19 protein-coding genes are annotated in these 22303 nt (G+C 29.8%); 4 read left to right on the top strand and 15 right to left on the bottom strand.

Going from position 1 to position 22303, the window contains the following annotated elements:
- Nucleotides 1-6 precede the first annotated feature (6 nt).
- The 4 genes from AJN69_RS01800 to AJN69_RS01785 all read left to right on the top strand — a co-directional run bounded on the left by AJN69_RS01800 (nt 7) and on the right by AJN69_RS01785 (nt 6591).
- The gene (locus AJN69_RS01800) at nt 7-2211 is read left to right on the top strand and encodes an AAA family ATPase (RefSeq protein ID WP_070287963.1); all 2205 of its coding nucleotides are present in this window, start codon (nt 7-9) and stop codon (nt 2209-2211) included.
- Nucleotides 2208-5123, top strand: coding sequence for a type I restriction endonuclease subunit R (locus tag AJN69_RS01795; protein ID WP_070287965.1), 2916 nt, complete (start codon nt 2208-2210; stop codon nt 5121-5123). Before AJN69_RS01800 ends, AJN69_RS01795 begins: the two co-directional genes overlap by 4 nt.
- 26 nt (nt 5124-5149) lie before the next feature.
- Complete coding sequence (locus AJN69_RS01790) at nt 5150-6181, top strand: MBL fold metallo-hydrolase (protein ID WP_002876106.1); 1032 nt, start codon at nt 5150-5152, stop codon at nt 6179-6181.
- A gap of 68 nt (nt 6182-6249) precedes the next feature.
- Nucleotides 6250-6591 carry a cupin domain-containing protein gene (locus AJN69_RS01785; protein ID WP_070287966.1) on the top strand — a complete coding sequence of 114 codons (342 nt, stop codon included), beginning with the start codon at nt 6250-6252 and terminating at the stop codon, nt 6589-6591.
- A 14-nt stretch (nt 6592-6605) separates the two neighbouring features.
- On the opposite strand, the gene AJN69_RS01780 is transcribed toward AJN69_RS01785, so the two are convergent.
- The 15 genes from AJN69_RS01780 to AJN69_RS01710 all read right to left on the bottom strand — a co-directional run bounded on the left by AJN69_RS01780 (nt 6606) and on the right by AJN69_RS01710 (nt 22177).
- Nucleotides 6606-7772 carry a pyridoxal phosphate-dependent aminotransferase gene (locus AJN69_RS01780; RefSeq protein WP_070287968.1) on the bottom strand — a complete coding sequence of 389 codons (1167 nt, stop codon included), beginning with the start codon at nt 7770-7772 and terminating at the stop codon, nt 6606-6608.
- 172 nt (nt 7773-7944) lie between these two features.
- Nucleotides 7945-8583 carry a serine O-acetyltransferase gene (cysE, locus tag AJN69_RS01775; RefSeq protein WP_070287970.1) on the bottom strand — a complete coding sequence of 213 codons (639 nt, stop codon included), beginning with the start codon at nt 8581-8583 and terminating at the stop codon, nt 7945-7947.
- Nucleotides 8584-10419 (bottom strand): biosynthetic arginine decarboxylase, encoded by a 1836-nt coding sequence (gene speA, locus AJN69_RS01770; protein WP_074487182.1) that lies wholly within the window; start codon nt 10417-10419, stop codon nt 8584-8586. It lies immediately after the preceding gene.
- Nucleotides 10416-11642 carry a histidine--tRNA ligase gene (gene hisS, locus AJN69_RS01765; protein WP_070287972.1) on the bottom strand — a complete coding sequence of 409 codons (1227 nt, stop codon included), beginning with the start codon at nt 11640-11642 and terminating at the stop codon, nt 10416-10418. The genes speA and hisS overlap by 4 nt, the downstream gene beginning before the upstream one ends.
- Nucleotides 11639-12217: a dTMP kinase gene (gene tmk / locus AJN69_RS01760; protein WP_002880642.1), complete on the bottom strand. Its 579-nt coding sequence runs from the start codon at nt 12215-12217 to the stop codon at nt 11639-11641. Before tmk ends, hisS begins: the two co-directional genes overlap by 4 nt.
- Complete coding sequence (gene coaD / locus AJN69_RS01755; protein WP_002852633.1) at nt 12208-12684, bottom strand: pantetheine-phosphate adenylyltransferase; 477 nt, start codon at nt 12682-12684, stop codon at nt 12208-12210. Before coaD ends, tmk begins: the two co-directional genes overlap by 10 nt.
- 39 nt (nt 12685-12723) lie before the next feature.
- Complete coding sequence (locus AJN69_RS01750) at nt 12724-13287, bottom strand: UbiX family flavin prenyltransferase (RefSeq protein ID WP_070287974.1); 564 nt, start codon at nt 13285-13287, stop codon at nt 12724-12726.
- Nucleotides 13284-13946 (bottom strand): flagellar basal body P-ring formation chaperone FlgA, encoded by a 663-nt coding sequence (flgA, locus tag AJN69_RS01745; protein ID WP_070209832.1) that lies wholly within the window; start codon nt 13944-13946, stop codon nt 13284-13286. The genes AJN69_RS01750 and flgA overlap by 4 nt, the downstream gene beginning before the upstream one ends.
- An 83-nt stretch (nt 13947-14029) precedes the next feature.
- Entirely contained in the window at nt 14030-14806 is a 777-nt protein-coding gene (locus AJN69_RS01740) for a MetQ/NlpA family ABC transporter substrate-binding protein (protein WP_070209831.1), read from the bottom strand.
- Nucleotides 14807-14815: 9 nt separating this feature from the next.
- Nucleotides 14816-15586: a MetQ/NlpA family ABC transporter substrate-binding protein gene (locus AJN69_RS01735; protein ID WP_002857015.1), complete on the bottom strand. Its 771-nt coding sequence runs from the start codon at nt 15584-15586 to the stop codon at nt 14816-14818.
- Between the two features lie 48 nt (nt 15587-15634).
- On the bottom strand, nt 15635-16408 hold the full coding sequence (locus AJN69_RS01730; protein ID WP_002872575.1) for a MetQ/NlpA family ABC transporter substrate-binding protein: 774 nt from the start codon (nt 16406-16408) through the stop codon (nt 15635-15637).
- Nucleotides 16409-16599: 191 nt separating this feature from the next.
- Nucleotides 16600-17511 (bottom strand): methionine ABC transporter permease, encoded by a 912-nt coding sequence (locus AJN69_RS01725; protein ID WP_002881711.1) that lies wholly within the window; start codon nt 17509-17511, stop codon nt 16600-16602.
- Nucleotides 17508-18518 (bottom strand): methionine ABC transporter ATP-binding protein, encoded by a 1011-nt coding sequence (locus tag AJN69_RS01720; protein ID WP_070287976.1) that lies wholly within the window; start codon nt 18516-18518, stop codon nt 17508-17510. Before AJN69_RS01720 ends, AJN69_RS01725 begins: the two co-directional genes overlap by 4 nt.
- 4 nt (nt 18519-18522) lie before the next feature.
- Nucleotides 18523-21135 carry a valine--tRNA ligase gene (locus AJN69_RS01715; protein ID WP_002881713.1) on the bottom strand — a complete coding sequence of 871 codons (2613 nt, stop codon included), beginning with the start codon at nt 21133-21135 and terminating at the stop codon, nt 18523-18525.
- Nucleotides 21136-21157: 22 nt separating this feature from the next.
- Nucleotides 21158-22177, bottom strand: coding sequence for a hypothetical protein (locus tag AJN69_RS01710; protein ID WP_070287977.1), 1020 nt, complete (start codon nt 22175-22177; stop codon nt 21158-21160).
- Between the last annotated feature and the right edge of the window lie 126 nt (nt 22178-22303).

Raw genomic sequence — 22303 nt, 5'->3', positions numbered from 1 at the left:
TAAAAGATGATTACTAAAATTTCTATGAAAAATGTAGCGAGTTATAAAGATGAAACAACACTAGAAACAAATAAGCGTATTAATTTGATTTATGGTTTAAATGGAGCAGGAAAAACGCAAATTTCTAAATTTTTAGCAAATCAAAAAGATGAAAAATTTAAGGATTGTAAAATAGAAGGTTTAATCAATCAAGAAAATTTAGTTTATAATCAAGATTTTATTGATGAAAATTTTTATGATACGGATAGGCAAAAAGGTATTTTTACACTCTCTGAAGAAAATATAATTGTAAAACAAGAAATTGAAAATTTACAAAAAGAATTAATAAGATTAAAATCTAGTCAAGATGAAAATCAAAGAAAATTAGAAGAAAAACAAAAAGATATAATAAAAATAGAAAATGATTTTAAAGGTGATATTTGGAAAATCAAGCAAAATTACAGTGATAATTTTAAAGATTTTTTTGAAGGAAAAAAGGGAAGCAAAGAAAGTTTTTTTAAATTTATAAATCCAAAAATAGAAGAAGTTTTATCTCTTGATACAATAAATCAAAATACAAATTTAGAAGAATTAAAGAAACAATATAACATTCTTACTGATGCGACACAAGTTAAATTAGAAAATATCAATGAAATTCCAAATATAGAATTTAAAAATATAGAAAATAACTTAATGTTTAATGAAATAATTGTAGGGAATCAAGATAGCGTTATCGCAAATTTAATTAAAAAGTTAGGGAATGAAGATTGGGTAAAAGATGGTTTTGATAAGTATGTTTTGCAAGATTCTCAAACTTGTCCTTTTTGCCAAAGTAACACAATCACTACAGAATTTAAAAGCTATTTAGAGAATTATTTTGATAAAACATATGAAAGTAAAATAAAAGAAGTAAAAAAATTAAATGATGAATATCAAAATTTATTGTCAAATATACCAAGTATAGAGACTTTTTACAGAGGAGATATTTTAGATGATAAAAATTCAGAATTTGAAAAATTATATTCTCAAGTAAAATTAAAACTTGAAGAAAATATTAGAAAAATTCAAGAAAAGATTAAAGAACCTAGTAAAAAAATAGAATTAGAAAAAACTAATGAAGTGTTTCAAAATTTTAATGATTATATCAAAGAAATACAACAAAAAATCATAGAATTTAATAGCAAGTTGGATAATTGTAAAAATGAGAAAGAGAAATTAGAAAAACAATTTTGGGAATTTGTGATTTTTGAAAAAAAGGAGATTATAGAAAAATACAACAAAGATAAAAAGGAACAGGAAATAAATAAAGGAGTTTTAGATAAAGAAAATCAAGCTATCAAAGATGACATACAACATATAGAAAATACCATAAAAGAAAAACAAAAAGAGGTAATTAATATCCAAGAAGCAGTTGATAAGATAAATAACCATTTGAAAGATTTAGGAATTTTAAGTTTCTATATCAAAACTCATGACAATGAAAAGCAAGAATACATTATCGCAAGAGAAGGAGAGAATAAACCTAGTTTTAAAACTCTAAGTGAAGGTGAAAAAACTTTAATTTCATTTTTGTATTTTTTGCAACTCTGTCAAGGCAAAAAAGAAAAAGATGAAGCAATTTTAGATAAAATTATCGTGATTGATGATCCTATTTCTAGCCTTTCTTTTAATTATGTTTATAATATAGCTCAACTTATTAAAGAAATATTTTTACGCAATAAAGATGGTAGTTATAAACAAATTTTTATTTTAACACACCATTTGTATTTTTTTAAGGAATTAATAGGGTTTAGAGAAGATTATAAAAAAGATATTTATACTTTTAGAATTAGAAGAAATGAGAATTATATATCTCATATCGATATAATGAAAGAAGATGAAATTTTAAATGACTATCAAGCTTATTGGCAAATTTTAAAAGATTATAAAGAAGGTAAAATTCATGCTATATTAATTCCTAATACTATGAGAAATATTTTAGAATATTTTCTAGGTTTTATTCAAAAAGATACAATTGATATAATAAAAAAAATAGAGAATGAAGATAAAGAAAAGAAATTTGAAGCTTTTTGTCGGTATATCAATAGAGAATCCCATTCTTTTATGGGTAATATGTCAGATGTAAAAGAAATCAATATCGATATATTTTTTGAAGCATTTAAAAAAGTATTTGAATATTTGGGACATCTTGAACATTATAACATAATGATGACTAAAGGAAACCAACAATGACTAACTACCAAGAAAAAGATTTAGAAGATTTCATAGAGTCTTATTTGTTAGAAAACCATGCCTATATCAAAAGAACAAATGAAAATTACGATAAAAATTTATGTATCGATACAGAAATTTTTGAAAATTTCTTGCAAGCTACACAAAGTGTAGCATTAGAAGAGCTTAAAAAGCGTTGTGGGCAAAACTATAAAAAAGAACTTTTTGATCGTATTTTCTCACAGATCAAAACTAAAGGCATAGTTAAAGCTTTGCAAGGCTATGTGGAGATCAAAGGCATTAAAATTTACCTAGCCTTTGCCAAGCCAAATACCAATGCAAACGAAGAAAGCGTGAAAAAATACGAGCAAAACACCCTTTCTATCATACGCCAGCTTTACTATAGCACGCAAAATAAAAACTCCCTTGATATGGTGATCTTTTTAAATGGCTTGCCTCTTATCACCATAGAGCTTAAAAACCATTTCACCGGACAAAATGTCTTTCACGCTATAGAGCAATACAAAAAAGATAGAAACCCAAAAGAAGCTATATTTAACTATACGATAGTGCATTTTGCGCTAGATCATGATCTTTGTTACATGAGTACGAAATTAGATCAAGATGCGACTACATTTTTACCTTTTAACCTTGGTTTAAATAATGGTAGTGGCAAAATAGGCCTAGCAAATGGAGCAGGTAATCCGCCAAGTGATGGTATAAAAACAGCTTATTTGTGGGAGAAAATCTTTAAAAAAGATACTTTGCTAAATTTATTTTTTAATTTTGTGCAAGTTGTAAAAAAGAAAAATGAAGAAATCATCATATTTCCTAGATACCATCAATTCGATGTGGTAGAAAAGCTACTCGCCCATGCAAAAGAAAACGGCACAGGGCAACGCTACTTGATCCAGCATAGTGCAGGAAGTGGCAAGAGTAATTCTATATCTTGGCTTGCACATAATCTCGTAAGCTTGCATAGACTTGAAAAAAATATCTTTGATTCTATCATCGTAGTAACCGATAGAAAAGTGCTTGATAGTCAAATAAGAGAAAATGTAAAATCCTTTTCGCAGACAAAAAATTTAGTAGAAGCTATCACTCATGGAAGCAAACAGCTTAAAAATGCTTTAGAAGAAGGTAAGAAAATCATCATCACAACCATACAAAAATTTCCTTTTATTTTAGATGAAATCAAAACTTTAAAAAGCAAAACTTTTGCTATCATTATCGATGAAGCTCATTCAAGTCAAAGCGGAAGCAATGCTCAAAAAATGGCAGAAGCCATAAGGGATAAAAGCGGCGATGAAAGTCAAAATTTAGATGATGAAATTTTAGAAATCATAAAAAATAAAAAACTCCAAAGTAATGCTTCTTATTTTGCATTTACCGCTACGCCTAAGCCAAAAACCTTAGAAATGTTTGGTATGCCTTGTGATGTTAATGGAGAACAAAGGTTTATCCCTTTTCATCTTTACTCGATGAAACAAGCCATAGAAGAAGGATTTATACTTGATGTATTAAAAGGCTATACAACCTATAAAAGTTATTATAAAATCATATCTTGTACAAATGATAATCCAAAATACGATAAAAAAAGAGCAAGCACAAAACTAAAAGCCTATGTCCAAAACAATATCAAAACAATCGAACAAAAATCACAAATCATGTGTGAGCATTTTTTCCAAAATAGCTTTAAAAAGATAAATGGTAAAGCAAAAGCTATGATTGTAACAAGCTCAAGAGAAAATGCTGTAAAGTATTATCTTGTTTTTAGAGAATATTTAAGAAAAAATTATCCACATTTTAAAGCCATTGTAGCTTTTTCAGGTGAAGTAAATTTAGAAGGTGAAATTTATAGCGAAAGTGCTTTAAATGGTTTTGCGGAAAATGTTTTAAAAGATGAGTTTAAAAAAGATGAGTATCGTTTTTTAATCGTTGCGGAAAAATACCAAACCGGATTTGATGAGCCATTATTACATACTATGTATGTGGATAAAGCATTAAGTGGGGTAAGTGCAGTACAAACTCTATCAAGACTAAACCGAACTTGCAAAAACAAAGAAAACACTTTTGTGCTAGATTTTGTAAATACTCATGAAGATATAGCAAAATCTTTTAGTGTGTTTTATGAGCAAACTTATTTAAGTGAAGCCACAGATGATAATAGAATTTTTGATTTAAAGGCAAATCTAAATGAGTATGAAATTTATACCCAAGAAGAAATAGATGATTTTGCAAATGCTATTTTAAGAAAAGAAAAAGAAAATATCATTCATGCAAAATTGGACATAATGCTAGATAGATTTAATCAAAAAAGTGATGATGAAAAATTAGATTTTTATAATAAAGCAAAAACTTATCTTAAAGAGTATTCTTTTCTTGCACAAATATTGCCTTATGAAGACATAGAGCTTGAAAAACTCTATATATTACTTAAAAAACTTGCTAGTAAGATCATCTTGCCTAAATCAGAGGATTTAGCTAAAGGAATTTTAGATAATGTGGATTTTGATAGTTATCGCTTGCAACTTGATAAAACACAAGACATCGTTTTACAAGGAAATGAAGAGCTAAAGCCTTCGTTTGCAGATGGTTCGAGCAAAAGTGTTGAAGCTGAATTAGAAGAACTTTCAAACATCATCAAAGATTTTAATAACAAATACGCAAATATAGACTTTAATGAAAGCGATAAAATTGCTAAAATCTTATATGATATAAAAGATGATATAGCAAAAAATGAAAGAATACGTGAAACTTTTAGCAAATCCGATATACAAAATTCTCGTATCGAGTTTGATGCGCTTTTAAAAGATAAAATTCAAGATATCTTGGAGTTAAATTTAGAACTTTTTAAACAATTTAATCAAAATATAGAATTTAAAGACAAGATAGCAAATACCATGTTTAATATGGTTTGTAATGATTTTTAAAGTATAAAATTGTCAAAAAAGGATAAATGTTTGTGAGTGTAGATTTTTTTAAAACCTTTGATATTTCAAATAATGAAAGATTAAAAGCTAAAAAAGTGCAGGGTAAAAAATATGAAATTTTTCTTAATGAAAATGAGCAAAGTCTTATAACTCCTAAAGTGTCTTTTAAAGAAATTTTGAGGTATTATTATCTTTATCCTAAAAATGCCATTCCTTCTTTTAAATTACCTTTTTTTAAGCCTGATTTGAGTGATTTTAGCACCCCACATATTACTTGGCTTGGCCATTCTTCGCTTTTTATAAGTTTTAAAGAGTATAAAATTTTGATTGATCCTATTTTTAACACTCATGCTTCGCCCATTTCTTTTATCAACAAGGCTTTTAAAAATGCTCCTGTTTATAATATAAATGATTTTAATGAAATTTTTGCTGTGATTATCACGCATTCGCATTTTGATCATTTAGATGCTAAGAGTGTAAAAGCTTTAAAAGAAAAAGCACGATTTTTTATCACACCTTTAAAAGTGGGAAATTATCTAAAAAGCTATGGGGTGAGCGAGAAAAAAATCATAGAGCTTGATTGGTGGAGTGGAATAGAATTTGGTGATTTAAAAATCATTGCAACACCTGCACAGCACAGTTCAAGTAGGGGAGATGGTAAAAACAAAACCCTTTGGGCTTCTTTTGTGATGGAATTTTTAAGTGTAGATAAGAGAGTGTTTTTTAGCGCAGATGGAGGGTATTTTACGCATTTTAAAAAAATAGCTGAGTATTTTGGAGATTTTGACTTAGCTTGTCTTGAAAGCGGACAATTTAATATCGCCTGGCCATATTCACACTCTTTTCCTGAGCAAATTTTAAAAGAAGCAAAAGATCTTAATGCAAAAGCTGTCATGCCTATACATTGGGGGAGATTTTTAGCAGGAACTCATGCGTGGAATGAGGTGGTAAAATTTCTTTATGAAAATTTAGATTTACCCCTTATCACACCAAAAATGGGCGAGGCTTATGAAGTAGGAGCTAAATTTAAACAGGATTTTTGGTGGAAAGAAGAATAAATTAACACAAGTTTATAATTTATATTTTGGTTTTTGCTATAGTTTTATAAAACTAAAAAGGAGATTTTATGAAAATCATTCAATGGAATAGGGCAGAATTTATCCCAAAAGAAGTGAAAATCAATGTTTTAATTGACAATGAAAAAGGCAAAGAAATTCAAATTTTATTAGCTAAAGATAGTGTGATGAAAGAGCATAAAGCTCCTTTTGCTATACATGTTCAAGTTTTAAGCGGTAAAATTTGGTTTGAAATGGAAAAGGAAAAATTTGAATTAAATGCTTTAGATATGATAAGCCTAGAGGCAAATGTAGCACATTCTTTAGGTGGATTAGAAAATTCTATAATAAGATTGAGTTTAAATAAATCAGATAGTGTTCAAAGGGTAAATGCTGTGCTTATTAAGCCTTAAAGTAATTTTAAGACTTAATAAGAAGCAATGAAATTTGCTATTCTTTCTAAACCTTTTTTGATAAGCTCATCGCTTGTGGCATAAGAAAGTCTGAAGTATCCATCCATTCCAAAACCTATACCTGGAACAACGGCAACTTTTTCTTGTTCAAGCAATTTTTGGCAAAATTTCATAGAATCTTTTTCTATTTTTTGTATATTTACAAAAAGATAAAAAGCACCTTCTGGTTTATAAACACTGATATTTGGGATTTGTTTAAGCATATCTAAGGCTAAGTTACGGCGTTTTTCAAAGGCTTGACGCATTTTTTCTATATCTTCATCACATTCTCCATTTAAAGCAGGAATGGCTGCATGTTGAGTGATGGAGCAAATATTCGAAGTGCTTTGTCCTTGAAGTCTTTTAACGGCTGAAATTAGGGCTTTATTTTTGCTTGCCATATAGCCAAAACGCCATCCTGGCATAGCTCCACATTTGCTAAGTCCGTTAATAGTCACAGTGCGTTTTAAAGCATCTTCGCTTACACTTGCAAAAGCTACAAAATCAAAACTATCATAGCGAAGTTTTTCATACATTTCATCACTTAAAACAGTAATTTGAGTTCCTTCTAAAACTTTAGCAATTTGAGTTAATTCTTCTTTAGAATAAATCGATCCTACAGGATTTGAAGGAGAATTTAGCATCAAAACCTTGGTTTTAGCTGTGATAGCTTTTTTTAGTTGTTCAGCGGTAATTTTAAAGCCATTTTCTTCCAAGCCTTCTATAAATACAGGTTTTCCACCTGCAAATTTTACCATTTCAGGATAGCTTACCCAGTAAGGACTAGGGATAATGACTTCATCATCTTTTTCTACTAAGCATTCTATACATTCAAAAAGAGAGTGTTTTGCGCCTACATTGGTGATAATTTCGCTTGTTTCATAATCAAGATTATTATCTTTTTTAAATTTGGTTTGAATAGCTTTTAATACTTCAGGAATTCCCGCAACAGCAGTGTATTTTCCACATCCTTTTTCAATAGCATTTATGGCGGCATTTTTGATGGTTTGCGGTGTGTCAAAATCAGGTTCGCCTGCTGAAAAACTAATGATATCCTCGCCTTTAGCTTTAAGTTCATTGGCAAGTGCGGTGATAGCTAAAGTGATAGATTCTTCTAAAACTTGAGATCTTTTTGTAAGCATTTTTCAATCCTTGATAATTTTTGTTTAATTTTAGCAGAAAATTGCATTTTTGTAATAAATTTAATTTAAAAATGAGTTATAAATTTCAATAAATGTGAAAATTTGTATTAATTTTTTAGGAAAAATTAATACGCATAATAATATGCATAATTTTATGTATTATAAAAAATTATTATTTTTGTGATTCAGGTCGTTTTAATATAAGATTTTCAAGTTCTAAAATTTTCTTTTCTAACTTTTCTAGTTTGTCATCGCAATTTGCATCTATAGCTCTAATATTTTTATTTTTACGCTCTTCGATAATATAAGCAGGAATTCCAACGGCAGTTAAATTTGCACCTACATCTTTAACCACTACAGCATTTGAGCCTATTTTGGCATTTTCTCCTATGGTGATATTGCCAAGTACTTTTGCACCTGAGCCTATGATCACTCCTTTTTTGATGGTTGGATGGCGTTTGATTCCTTTTTCAAGGCTTGTTCCACCTAAAGTAACGCCTTGATAAATTAAAACATTATCTTCTATGATCGCTGTTTGACCTATAACCACCCCATTGGCATGATCTATAAAAATACGTCTTCCAAGTTTTGCTCCAGGATGTAAATCTACTCCAGTTAGAAATTGCGAAATTCCACTAATCATTCTGGCAATGCGTTTAAAATTTCTTATGTAAAAAAAATGTGCAAAACGGTAATTTACCACAGCCCATACTCCAGGGTAATTAAAAAAAAGTTCTATAGAAGAATTAAAAGCTGGATCTTGTGCCTTTGGTTGAGAAAAATCTTCTTTTATAATACCCCAAAAATTCATCTAAACTCCTATACTTTTTAAATAACCATTATCATTTAAGAAGAGATAAAGTTCCCCTAAAATATGTTTTTTTTGTTTGTCATTGACAAGCTTAGAATTACTTATGCGTTCATTAAGTATATTCATGATAGCGTGTATATCATAGTCTAAATCTTCTAAGGCATCAAGTATGGATTGTGCTTCTATAATCCCCTCAACTTCATAGCCTTTTTCATTGATACTTATAATAGCTTCAGTAGGATGAGTAAAAAGATTGTGTTTCATTCCAAGTACTTCTTGATAGGCACCTACAAGGAAAAACCCTAGAAAATAATTTTCTTTTTCTACATCTACATCGTGTAAAAATAAAGGCTTATCTTTAGAGTATGAAATTTCTCCATCACTATCGCAGGTTATATCCCAAATACTTGCACTTCGAGTCGGTTCTTCATCTAAGCGATCAAGTGGCATGATGGGGAAATTCTGTTCTAAGCCCCAAAAATCAGGTATGCTTTGAAAGAGCGAAAAATTTACCAAATACCTTTCTTGTACTTCATCTTGTATGGCAAGTAAATCCGCAGGATTTTGCTTATCGCCTAAAAGCAAGATGGCTTTTTTTGTAATCAAATGAGTTAAAATTTCAGCATTGGAGCGATCTTGTAAATCCACATAGCCCAAATCAAAAAGAGTTAAAATACTCTCTAAATGATCTATGCTATCGTGCAAGTATTCTAATGCATTGGAAGGTTTTATGCTTTTATAAAGATCATAAAGCTCATCGATAAGTTTTGGATTTTGTTTTTTAAGTATGAGTTTGTTTTCTGCATATTCTTGAGAAAAAAGTTCCAATACAGGAGCGATTAAAACAGCATGATTAGCTGCTACAAAACGTCCACTTTCTATAAAAATATCAGGTTCTAAATCTTTTTTTTGTTCAGCTATGTTTTTTAGGATAAAAACTACATCGTTAGCGTATTCTCTTAGGGTGTAATTTCTACTTTTTTCATTTTTAAATTGTGAGTATTCTACAGCCAAACCACCACCAAGATTAATAGCTTTTAGATTTTTAGCCCCCATTTTTCTAAGTTCTGTATAGATATTTCCTGCTTCATTTAGGGCTTTTTTTAAAGGATGAATTTCGGTAATTTGTGAGCCTAGATGAAAGTGAATCATGGTAAATTGTTCTAAAAGTTTGTTTTCTTTGAGTAAATTTACTGCTTCTATGAGTTCAGTGGATGTAAGTCCAAATTTAGAATTAATCCCACCGCTTTTTGCCCAAATTCCAACTCCAGCAGAATGCAAACGCACGCGTAAGCCTATATTTGGTTTAGGTTTAAAGCGTTCTTTGGCTATGTCTATGATAGCTTCAAGTTCATTAAGTCCTTCTATGGTTAAAGTGATATTATGCCCCATTTCAGCTGCGATAAAGCCTATATTGATAAGTTCTCTATCTTTAAAGCCATTTACTGTAATAGGTGCGCCTTCGTTATTATAAGCCATAGCGAGTAAAAGCTCTGCCTTAGAACCTGCTTCAAGTCCGTAGTTATAGTCTTTTCCAAGCTTTACAAGATTTTTTACAAAACCAGGGTATTGATTGACCTTTAAAGGATAAACAGCATTAAATCCTCCTTTATAGCCAAATTCCTTTCTTGCTTTATTGAAATTTCCGTAAATATTTTCAATTTGTTTTTGAATAAGATGAGGAAATCTTAAAAGTAAAGGCCCCTTGTATCCATCATCTCTTAATTCTTTAACTATATCAATAATAGCAGGTTTTTTCTCATGATTGATACAAACTTTACCATTTTTGATAATAAAATTTTCATTTCCCCAAATATCAATACCATAATCCATTATAAAACCTTCTTTAAGTCTGAAATTTTAATCATTTTTTCTTCTTTTTTTGCTAAATTTTTATAAAACAAACTTTCACTTTGTGCTTCATTTTCTCCCATACAAAGAAAAATTTCAGCATTATTTTTATCCGCGTTTTCGAGATGTTTAGCTAGTTTTCTTGCCTCATAGCTTAAAAACACTTTATATTCTTTTCTTAAATTTGTAGCGATATGCAAAAGTTTTTGGATATAAATTTCATCCATAGCACAAAGATAAATTCCTTCTCTTTGAACCTTTTCTTCTTTTTGTTCTAAAATAGCTATAATTCTTTCTATGCCCATGGCAAAACCTACGCCAAAACCACTTTTTCCATCAAGGTATTCAATGAGTCTATCATATCTTCCACCCCCAGCAATAGCAGCTTTTGCACCAATTTCATCGCTAATGAATTCAAAAGCCGTTTTAGAGTAGTAATCAAGCCCTCTAACAAGCTTAGGATCCACTTCAAAATCCACTCCATTTTCTCTTAAAACGCTTTGTAAAATTTCAAAATCTTTTTGACAAGATGAGCATAAATTTTGATTTAAAAGCGGAACATCGTTAAGTAAGCTTTGGCAATGCTCATTTTTACAGTCTAAAACACGAATGGGATTTAAGTTTTTTCTACGCAAACAATCCTCGCAAAAACCTTCTTTGCCATCTAAAAAATGTATTAAATTTTCACGATATTTTGGCATACATTCTAAACAACCTAAAGAGTTAATCAGTAGTTTAAATTTAATATCTAAGCGTGAAAAAATTTCTACTAACATTAAAATAATACTTGCATCTTCATAAACGCTTGCGTTTCCAAAACTCTCAACGCCAAATTGATGAAATTCTCTTAAGCGTCCCTTTTGGGGTCTTTCATAGCGGAACATGGAACCATGATAAAACCATCTTTTCACACTAGTGTTTTTATCGAGTTTTTTTTCTATATAGGCACGCACCACCCCAGCAGTTCCTTCAGGGCGCATACAAACATGATTTTCGCCTTTATCGATAAATTCATACATTTCTTTACCTACTATATCAGAACTTTCTCCTACGCTTCTTTTAAAAAGGGTGCAAAGTTCTAAATGCGGTGTGTTGATAAAAGTAAAGCCATAGTTTTTAACTACTTCTTCACAGGTTTTAATCACTTTTTCATAATAATATGCATCTTTATCTAATAAATCTTTCATTCCTTTTAAAGCGTTAATCATTGTAAAAATTCCTTTATTTGTTGGTGTAATTTTTCTTTATTTTCTTTTGCGTCAAGTGTTAAAATTTCTATAGAAATTTTTTCTTTTAAAAAATGAAGCACTTTTTCGAGTTTATCTTGCACACTTAAAAAATACTCAATGCCACGTTTTTCTATGCTATCTAGTTCTTTTTGATTGAGGCGTTCTTGAATAAGGTTTGCATCTCCTTTTAAAAAGATAATTTTTTGTGGAAAAAAATTTTCTAAAGCAAAACTATTTAAAGCAAAAAGCAAATCGTTTTCAAAATCTTTGGCATAAGCCATGCCTGAAATAAAACTTCTATCGCTAATAATGAGTTTGTTTTGATTGGTTTTTAAGATTTCTTCAAAATGTTGAGCACGATCAGCTAAAAAAAGCAAGAGTTCAGCTCTTTTGCTAATAGGATGAGTTTTATTAAGTAAAATTTCTCTTAAATGTTTTCCAAGTTCTGTTCCGCCAGGTTCGAGTGTAAAAATGGCGTCTTTGTAAATTTCTTTTAAAAGTGAAATTTGCGTACTTTTTCCTACGCAGTCAATACCTTCAAAAACTACATACAAGATTGATCCTTTAAAAAAGGTAGAATTTCTTTTGGAACAAGAGAACTTACATCGCCCCCATGTGCTACTATAGAGCGAACAATAGAACTTGAAATAAAAGCATGTTTTAGACTTGGCATAAGATAAATGGTTTCCATATCTTCCCAAAGTGCGTGATTTGCATAGCCAATTTGCAATTCGTATTCAAAATCACTCACCGCTCTAAGTCCACGGATTATAGTATTAACTTTTAATTCTTTGGCTAAATCTACAAGTAAATTATCAAAAGCAATGATTTTAACATTTTTTAAATTTTGTGTTGCAAGCAGGGCTAGTTCTTTGCGTTTTTCTAAATCATAGCAAGGTTTTTTATGTTCACTTTTTGCTATGGCAACGATGACTTCATCAAAAATTTTTAAAGCTCGTTTGATAACATCCAAATGTCCGTTGGTAATAGGATCAAAAGTCCCAGGATATAAACAAGTCATTTTTGCTCCAATTTTTTTTAAAAATATAACAAATTTAAACTAAAAATTTTGCCATTTTTCATATAAATTGTGTTTTATTTTTAAAAGATCTAGCCATTTACCTACGATAAAATTTTCCATTTGTTCTAGATTGTTTGCTTTAGAATAACTTGCGATAATAGGAGGTGCGATAATAACTCCCATTTGGCTAAGTTTTAACATATGTTCTAAATTTAAAGTAGAAAAAGGCATTTCACGTACGCCTAAGATGAGTTTTTTTCTTTCTTTTAAGGCCACTGCTGCAGCACGCATTAAAAGAGTGTCTGCAAAACCAGCGTGAATTTTTGCTAAACTTGAAATCGAACAAGGAGCAATGATAGTTTTTTCTATTCCAAAAGATCCACTTGCTACACTTAGACTTAAATTTTTATCATCTAAAAAATGAGTGTATTTAAAATTTTCTTGACAAATTTCTTCTAAATTTGCTTCATTTTCAGCTTTGAAACTAAGTTTTGCACCTTGAGTTAAAATACAATAAAGTTCGCATTGATTTTCTAAATTTTTTAATAATTTTAAGCCTAAATTGACACTGCTTGAACCAGAAATTCCTAATAAAACCTTCATTGTATAATCATCCTATTTTTACCCACTACGATGCCTTGCATAACTTTACCTTCTTTGTTTTTTGCACGAATCCTTTCGCCCATATTTGCACTTTGCAAAGCCACAAGTTCGATTAAAACATCAACATTTGCTTCACTTAAAACTCCGATTATAGGATCATTTCGGCGTATTAAAGCTGTGGTTTTAAACATATTTGCTCTTAAAATGGTGTTTTTGTTAATATTGCTTTTAGCTACAAAATTATCTACATCATCTAAGGTTAAGGCATTTAAAGGAACTTTATCAAAATCAATCAATACGCTTTTATAGTCAAAAGCTCCAAGTTTATCTCCTCTTTTTATAGCGCGTTCGCTTTTTAAAACTTCTAAATTTGCTTGAATGAAATATCTAAAAAATACATTTTTTTGTATATTTTGCGGAGTTTTAAATTCAGCTCTTAAAAAGCCTTGTGCTTGATTAAAACGCCCATTAGCAATTCTTAGAAATTCATATTGATCAAAATCTTTAGGCAATGATGTTATTTTTAAATCAATTTGAGAAATTATAATTTTAGGAAAATTATTTCTAAATTCTTTAGCTAGTGCCGTTTTGATTTCTTCTAAACTAGCTGCTTGGATATAATTTATCACAATAAAAAAAGTTAAAAAAATAATTTTCATTTTTATCCTAAGAATTATAATGCAATAAATAGTATTTTAGCTTTTATAAGTTTAACAAAGCCTTTAGAAGGCTTTGTATAGAGTTAAAAAGTAGGAATAACAGAGCCTTTGTATTTTTCTATGATGAAATTTTTAATTTTATCGCTTGTTAAAATTTCTTTAATAGCAAGGCTTTTTTGATTTGTTTCTTCACCTTTTCTTGTAGCTAAAACAATAGCATATAAACTATCTTTATCTTCCATAAAAATACCATCTTTTAAAGGATTTAAACCTGCTCCAAGAGCATAGTTTGTGGTAATAACAGCCAAATCAGTATCATTTAGGGCTCTTGGAAGTTGAGCGGCTTTAAGCTCTATAAATTTAAGATTTTTTGGATTTTTACTTATGTCAATAGGGGTTTTAAGGGTGCTTTGACTTTTAAATTCTATTAAATTTGCTTTAGCTAGCAAATCAAGAGCTCTGCTTTCATTGGTAGCATCATTAGGTATAGCGATTTTAGCACCATTAGGAATGTCTTTTATATCTTTTATGGAGTTAGAATATATAGCCATAGGAACTAAAACAATAGCACCCAAAGAACTTAAATTTGTTCCTTTATGGGTATTAAAATCATCTAAAAAAGGTTTATGCTGATATAAATTTGCATCTAAATCTTTTTCATTTAAAGCGATATTAGGTATATTATAGTCATTAAATTCTTTAACTATTAACTTCCAACCTTTTTCTTGAAATAAGGGTTTGGAGAAATTTAAAATTTCAGCATAAGGCGTTGGTGTTGCACCTATGATTATGGTTTTATCTGCTCCAAAACTAAGGCTAATTGTAAATAAAACACTTAAAAATATTTTTTTAATATTCATGCTATACTCCTAAAAAGCTGGGATTAATATATCTTTATAATGTTCATTAATGATGGCTTTAAATTTATCGCTTCTTAAAATTTCATCAATTACTTTGGTTTTTTCGCTATTTTTATCTTCTGAGCGTACCACAACATAATTTACATAAGGGCTATTTTTATCTTCCCTAAAAATAGTATCTTTACTTGGATTCAGACCGGCTCCAAGTGCGAAATTAGAATTAATTATAGCAATATCAACATCATCTAAAGCTCTTGGAAGTTGTGCGGCTTTAAGCTCTATAAATTTAAGTTTTTTTGGATTTTTGTTTATGTCCAATGGGGTTTTTAGAGTATTTTTGTTAAGCTCTATTAATTTTGCTTTCTCTAAAAGCTCTAAAGCTCTGCTTTCATTGGTCGCATCATTAGGTATAGCAACTCTAGCACCTTCTTTAAGATTTTCTAAATTTTTGATTTTTTTACTATAAACTCCTACTGGAGCTATAAGTACAGGCGTTGTTGCAATTAAATTTGAACCTTTCTTTAGGTTGTATTCTTCTAAAAAAGGTTTGTGTTGATATAAATTTGCATCAAGTTCTTTTTCCTCTAATGCACGATTGGGCAAAATATAGTCTGAAAATTCTACTATTTTAAGCTCATACCCTTTGTTTTTAAAATCATCTTTCATTAGTTCTAGTAAGCTACCAAAAGGATTTGGAGTGGCTCCTATAGTAATGTTTTGTGCAAATAGACTAGATAAATTTAGAATGCAAGCGAGTATAATAATTTTAAATAAATTCATAAAAACTCCTTTGTATTTAAGAAAAAAGTCCCTAGGTAAGGGACAAAATTAAAAAGCAGGTAAAACAGATCCGTTGTATTTTTCTATGATAAATTGTTTGATTTTATCACTTTGTAGAGCTTGGATTAAGGCTTTGATTTTTGGATCGTTTTCATGTCCTACTCTTACAACAAGAATGTTTGCATACGGGCTTTCTTTATCTTCGATAAATACGCTATCTTTTGCAGGATTTAGATTTGCAGAGAGAGCGTAGTTGGAATTAATTACAGCAAAATCAACATCATCTAAAGCTCTTGGAAGTTGTGCGGGCTTTAATTCTACAAATTTAATTTTTTTAGGATTGTCTATAATATCAAGAGGTGTTTTTAAAGCCTTATCTTTAAATTTTACCAAACCTTTTTTTGCAATAATATCTAAAGCTCTACTTTCATTGGTTGGATCATTTGGAATGGCGATTTTAACCCCTTCTTTAATATCATCTAGACTTTTATATTTCTTGGAGTAAACAGCCATAGGTTCTATGTGTATGGCAGCTACTTTGATAAGTTTGGTGCCTTTGTTTTTATTAAATTCTTCCAAATAAGGAGTATGTTGGAAAAAATTTGCATCGGCTTCTCCGTTATCAACAGCTAGATTAGGTAAAACATAATCCGTAAATTCTTTGATTTCAAGTTTATAGCCTTGTTTTTCTAAATCAGGTTTTACTTGCTCTAGGATTTCAGCATGAGGGACGGGAGTTGCTGCAACTGTGATGGTTTCTAATGCATTTGCATTAAGACTTAATGTTAAAATACTTGCTATAAATAAAGATTTGATTTTCATTTTTTTCCTTTTTAGTCATTTTGTGCTTGCTTTAATCTTAATAAATTCACTCTGACTATCAGGAAGAAGCATATAAAAACTTGTTGATAGTCAGATTAACGCATCTGATACATCATTTTAATTCCTTTAATTTTTTGTTTAAATTTTACTTAAAAAAACTTATACTTATCTTAAAAGGAGATATAATCTCCTTATTTTTTGAAACCTTTATAAAGCAAACTTCCTAAAAATAAGATAAAAATAATTGCTTGCCAAAAGAAATTTTCATCATTGTTTATATTGATAACTATGCTAATTCCAAGTAAAATCAATAGAGTGGCGATGATATATGTAGTTTTGCTATTTTTAGCCCAAGTATAAAATAAATTACCTAGAATTTGAACTAACTGAACTAATATAAGTAGAATAACTACAGTTTGAATCATAACTTCTTTGTTAAATCTTTCATAACCATAGCGAATAGCGACATCTCCCAAACCTCCACCACCGACAGTTCCAGCAAGAGCAGAAAAACCAATGGTAAAGATCAAAGTTAGGGTAATTCCGCTAATTATAGCAGGAAGGGCCTCACTAAAGATAACCTTGAAGATAATTTGAATATTGCTAGCACCATAACTTTTTGCAGCTTCTATGATTCCTTTGTCTATTTCTTTAAAAGCGCTTTCAAGCATCTTTGCCAAATAAGGAGCTATTCCGATAGCTAAAGGAACTATGGCAGCATTTGTACCTATGCTTGTCCCTACTATGATTTTAGAAAGTGGTAAAAGAACAACTATAAGAATTAAAAATGGAAAGGCACGCAGTATATTTGTAATAAAATCTAAAATACTATAAGCGATTTTATTTTCTTTAATTCCATTTTTATCCCAAATAGCAAGTAAAATTCCAGGAATAATAGCCAATAAAAATCCAAATAGTACAGCCATTAAACTCATATAAATTGTTTCATTAAGCGCAGGTTTTAAAATGTTTTCATAATTTTCACTGAAACTTGTAATAGAACTTAAACTCACTTCTTTAATATCCTGCCAAGAAAATTCATTAAAAAATTGAGAAATTCTACTAAAAAAAGCACTGAAGATAGAGATGTTTTCTTCATTCATGATGCCACCTCCCATAATACTCCACTTTTTTCTATGTAGTCAAGAACCTTGTCTTTATCGTTTTCATTTATATTTATAACTAAATTTCCCAAGGCTTTTCCATTAAGTTTTTCTATTTTACCCCAAACTATGTTAAAGTCTATATTTAGAGTTCTTGCCATATGAGTGATGACGCTATTTTGGGCAACTTCTTTTGGAAAGTAAAGTTTGATATTAAGTCCGTGCTCAGGCAAGAAGTCGCTTTCTCCTAAAAATTCTTTCATTTTAGCATTAGGCCTTAAAAAAAGCTCATCAATTGCTCCACTTCCTATGATTTGTCCATGTTCAAGTAATAAAGCTTTTTGAGCTATGTCTTTTACTACATCCATTTCGTGAGTTACTAAAACAACAGTAATCCCAAATTCAGCATTGATTTTAAATATAAGCTCTAAAATATTTTTTGTAGTGTTTGGATCAAGAGCCGAAGTAGCTTCGTCACTAAGTAAAATTTTTGGGTTTAAAGCTAAGGCTCTAGCAATAGCAACGCGTTGTTTTTGCCCTCCACTCAGTTCTCTTGGATAGGATTTATTTTTATGATCAAGCCCTACGATTTCAAGTAGGGAATTGACTTTTTGGGCAATTTCTTTTTCGCTCATGTATTCTTTATTAAAAAGCTTGGCATGAAATTTACACTGAGTATAGTGTGTTCTTAAAGGCATAGCAACATTTTCAAATACATTTTTGCGCTCCATTAGGGCAAAATTTTGAAAAATCATCCCTATATCTTTTCTAAGCATTCTTAACTCTTTTAATTTTTTTTGACTTAAATCTTTAATTTCTTGATCAAAGACTTTTAAACTTCCTTCTTGATAATTCTCAAGTCCATTAATACATCTTAAAAGAGTGGATTTTCCAGCTCCACTATGACCTACTATGGCGTAAATTTCACCCTTTTTAATCTCCAAAGAAACATCGTTTATCACGAGTTCCTTGCCATAATATTTTTTTAAATTTTTTATTTTTATCAAATTTTTAACCTCTTAGATTTTGAAGTTCAACTGATATTTTTTCAAGTTGAATTTTTAAATTTTCTAGAGCTTCTTTATTTTGCTCAACCACCTCTTTAGGTGCGTTAGCGATGAATTTTTCATTTGAAAGCATGGAGTTAAGCTTGAAACTTTCTTTTTCAAGCTTATTTTTTTGATTTTCAAGTCTTGTTAAAATACCACTTAAATCAACATTTTCAAGCGTAATAAAAATTTCTAAATTCTCGCTAACATCACATATTGCCTTTGGTAATTTTTCTTCACTAAATTCTATTTGCTCGCACTTTGCGAGCATCATGATAAAATTCATATAAGCTTTGATTTCATCTTTGATTTTTTTATCGTTAAATTTGATATAAGCTTTTTCTATTTTAGAATTTCCAAGATCGATTAAACTTTTAGCACGGCGGATACCAACTATGCTTTCTATGAGCAAAGAAAAGATTTTTTCTATATTTTTATCTTGTTCTTTAAATTTTGGATATTTGCTTATCATAATAGAAGGGCTTGTTTTAAGTTCTGTATCGCTTAGTTTGTGGTATAAATACTCGCTGATAAAAGGCATGAAAGGATTTAAAAGTTTTAAAGCTTCTTTGAAAATACTACCAAGTTCTTTAACGCTTGATTTTTCGGCTTTGCTAAGCTCTATACCCCAATCGCAAAAATCATCCCAAAAGAATTTATATAGAGTATTAGCTGCATCATTAAAGCGATAATTGTCTAAATTTTCTCTTACATCCTTAACACAAGTTTGAAATTTGGCATAAATATATTTTGCTAATTCTGAATGAAGTGTGATATTTTCCAAATCTTCAAATTTACTTTCATTTAAAAGCAGATAATTTGTAGCATTATAAATTTTATTTGTAAAATTTCTAACTTGTAAAAGTTTATCATTGCTAAGTTTAATATCGCGTCCTTGTATAGCAAGAAGTGCTAAAGTAAAGCGTAAAATATCAGCACTATATTCTTTAATGCTTTCATTTGGATCGATGACATTTCCAAGACTTTTACTCATCTTTCTACCTTGCTCATCCTTTACAAGAGCGTGTAAATAAATATCTTTAAAAGGAAGTTGATGTAAAGCATTAGTGCTTTGAAACATCATTCTAGCCACCCAGAAAAATAAAATATCAAAACCTGTAATGAGTAAAGAATTAGGATAAAAATCTTTTAAATCCTTTTCAGACCAAATTTTATCTTTACCCCAATTTTCATTCCCCCAGCCTAAAGTGCTCATAGCCCAAAGTCCTGAAGAAAACCAAGTATCAAGCACATCTTCATCTTGTTTGAAATTTTGACTTTGACATTTTGGACAAGTTTTAGGCGTATGTTGGCTTGCCCATTCATGAGAGCATTCGCAATAATACACAGGAATTTGATGCCCCCACCAAAGTTGTCTTGAAATACACCAATCTCTTAAATCTTTCATCCAGGCATTAAAGCTATTTATCCAGTGATTTGGGTAAAATTTACTTTCTCCAAGCGCAACTTTTTCTATACTTTCTTGGGCGATTTCTTTTTTTACAAACCATTGTTTGGAGATATAAGGTTCAACTATATTGTTGCAACGATAGCAATATCCTATTTGATTGTTATGCTCTTCTATTTTTTCTATAAAACCAAGACTTTCAAGTTTGGCTACGATTTTTTCTCTTGCTTCTAAGCGTTCTAAACCTTGAAACTCTAAACAATGCTCGTTTAAAATTCCTTTTTCATCAAAAACACTTATAAAATCTAAATTATGTCTAAGTCCCACTTCATAATCATTCATGTCATGAGCGGGAGTAACTTTTACAACTCCTGTTCCAAATTCTTTTTCTACATGTTCATCGGCTATGATTTTAATGGCTTTTTTGCTTATAGGCAAAATCACTTCTTTACCCACAAATTTAGTATAGCGTTCATCATCAGGATGTACCATAACTGCAGTATCGCCAAAAAAAGTTTCAGGACGCGTTGTGGCTACTACTAAAAATTCATCGCTATCTTTTAAAAAGTATTTAATATGATAAAGTTTTCCTTTGTTTTCTTTGTATTCAACTTCTATATCACTTAAAGCGCCATCGTGAGTACACCAATTGATCATATAGTTTCCGCGTACAATAAGTCTTTTATCATAAAGTTCTACAAAGGCTTTTTTTACGGCATTAACCAAACCTTCATCCATAGTAAAACGCAAGCGACTCCATGCAGGAGTGATGCCTAGTGTTCTCATTTGGTCTAAAATTTTTCCACCGCTTTGCTCTTTCCACTCCCATACTTTTTCTATAAATTTTTCTCTACCTAGTTCTTCTTTTTTAATGCCTTGAGCAAGGAGTTGTTTTTCTACAACATTTTGAGTGGCAATACCTGCGTGATCAAGTCCTGGTTGATAAAGAACCTTATAACCGTCCATTCTTTTATAACGCGTCATAATGTCTTGTAGAGTGAAGGTTAAAGCATGTCCTATGTGTAAAACTCCAGTGACATTAGGAGGAGGCATCATAATGCAGAAATTTTTATCTTTTTCTTGTATGGTTTTATTGCCATCGATTTCAAAATATCCGCGTTCTTCGCAAATTTGATAATACTCTTTTTCTAAATTTTTATCATACATTATTTGCCTTTATTGTTTTAGCTTATTTAATAGAGCTAATTTCTATAATTTCACAAAACGGGAAGAAATATTGTGCTGTATTAAGTCCAGTTTTCAAACTTTTGATATGTTTAGAAAAATCACTTCCTTTGCCGTCTTTTTTAATTTGAAGTTTAAGTCTTTCTAAAATTTCTTCACGTGCTACATGTTCATTTAATTCTTTTGGATTGTTTAAATATGGGCTTAATCTATCTAAACTAATATATTTATAAGCTTTTTTCATATCTGAAAAGATAATTTCTTTGTTATAGATAGTTAATTTCATTTCCCCTTTTGGTAGCATTTTAACAAAAATACTTAGATAATAATCTTTTGCATTATCTTGTATAACGCTTAGCATATCTTTTAACAGATTGATTCTGTATTGGCTTAAAAATTTTCCATCTAAAATGTAAACTTTCATATTTTCTGTGCTAAGCTCAGGTTCTAAACGACTGTTTTTTCCTATGTTTAGATATTCTCTAGCGGTATTTAGATATTTATTTTTGTTTGATTTGTTTGATTGAAGTTCTTTTTTTACAGCTCTTTCTCTTTCTAAGATCTTTTGTTGTTTGCTGATTTCTTTTTTAAGAGCTTCTATTTTGGCTTGTTTATTTTCTTGTTTTAATTTTTCTTTATCCGTATCTAAAATTTGCTTATTTTCATTTGTATTAATATTATTACTTGTATTGGTGTCATTATTTAAGCTTTGATTGTTTTCGCTTATTGATGTATTAAATGTATCGTTATTTAAGCTTTGATTTTCATCTAATAGGTTTGTTTCTTGCTTTTGGATGGTATTGTTATTAATATTTATATCTAATGAACTATTGTTGGTTTGGATCGAAGGTGAATAGGAATTATCGTAGTTATTGGTATACGATTTTTGTTCGGTGTAAGTGTTGGTATTTAAGGTGTAATTCTTTGGTTTTGAATATTCAAAAAGATAATAATATGTTCCACCTAATATCACAATAACAGCAATTAATATGCTAACAATAATAGAAAAAATTTTCAAATTCATTTGCTATCCCTTAAAAACAGAAAGTTAAATAATTTTAGCATTGTACTATAATCTAATATAAAGTAATTTTAAATTTTTATATTTTTAAGTAATTTTTTTTTATAATTTTAACTTTTATAAGGAAAA

Source organism: Campylobacter sp. BCW_4338 (assembly GCF_001763255.1).
Lineage (GTDB): Bacteria > Campylobacterota > Campylobacteria > Campylobacterales > Campylobacteraceae > Campylobacter_D > Campylobacter_D jejuni.
The sequence above is the reverse complement of the archived record's forward strand: the minus strand, read 5'-3'. Positions and strand labels throughout refer to the sequence as shown.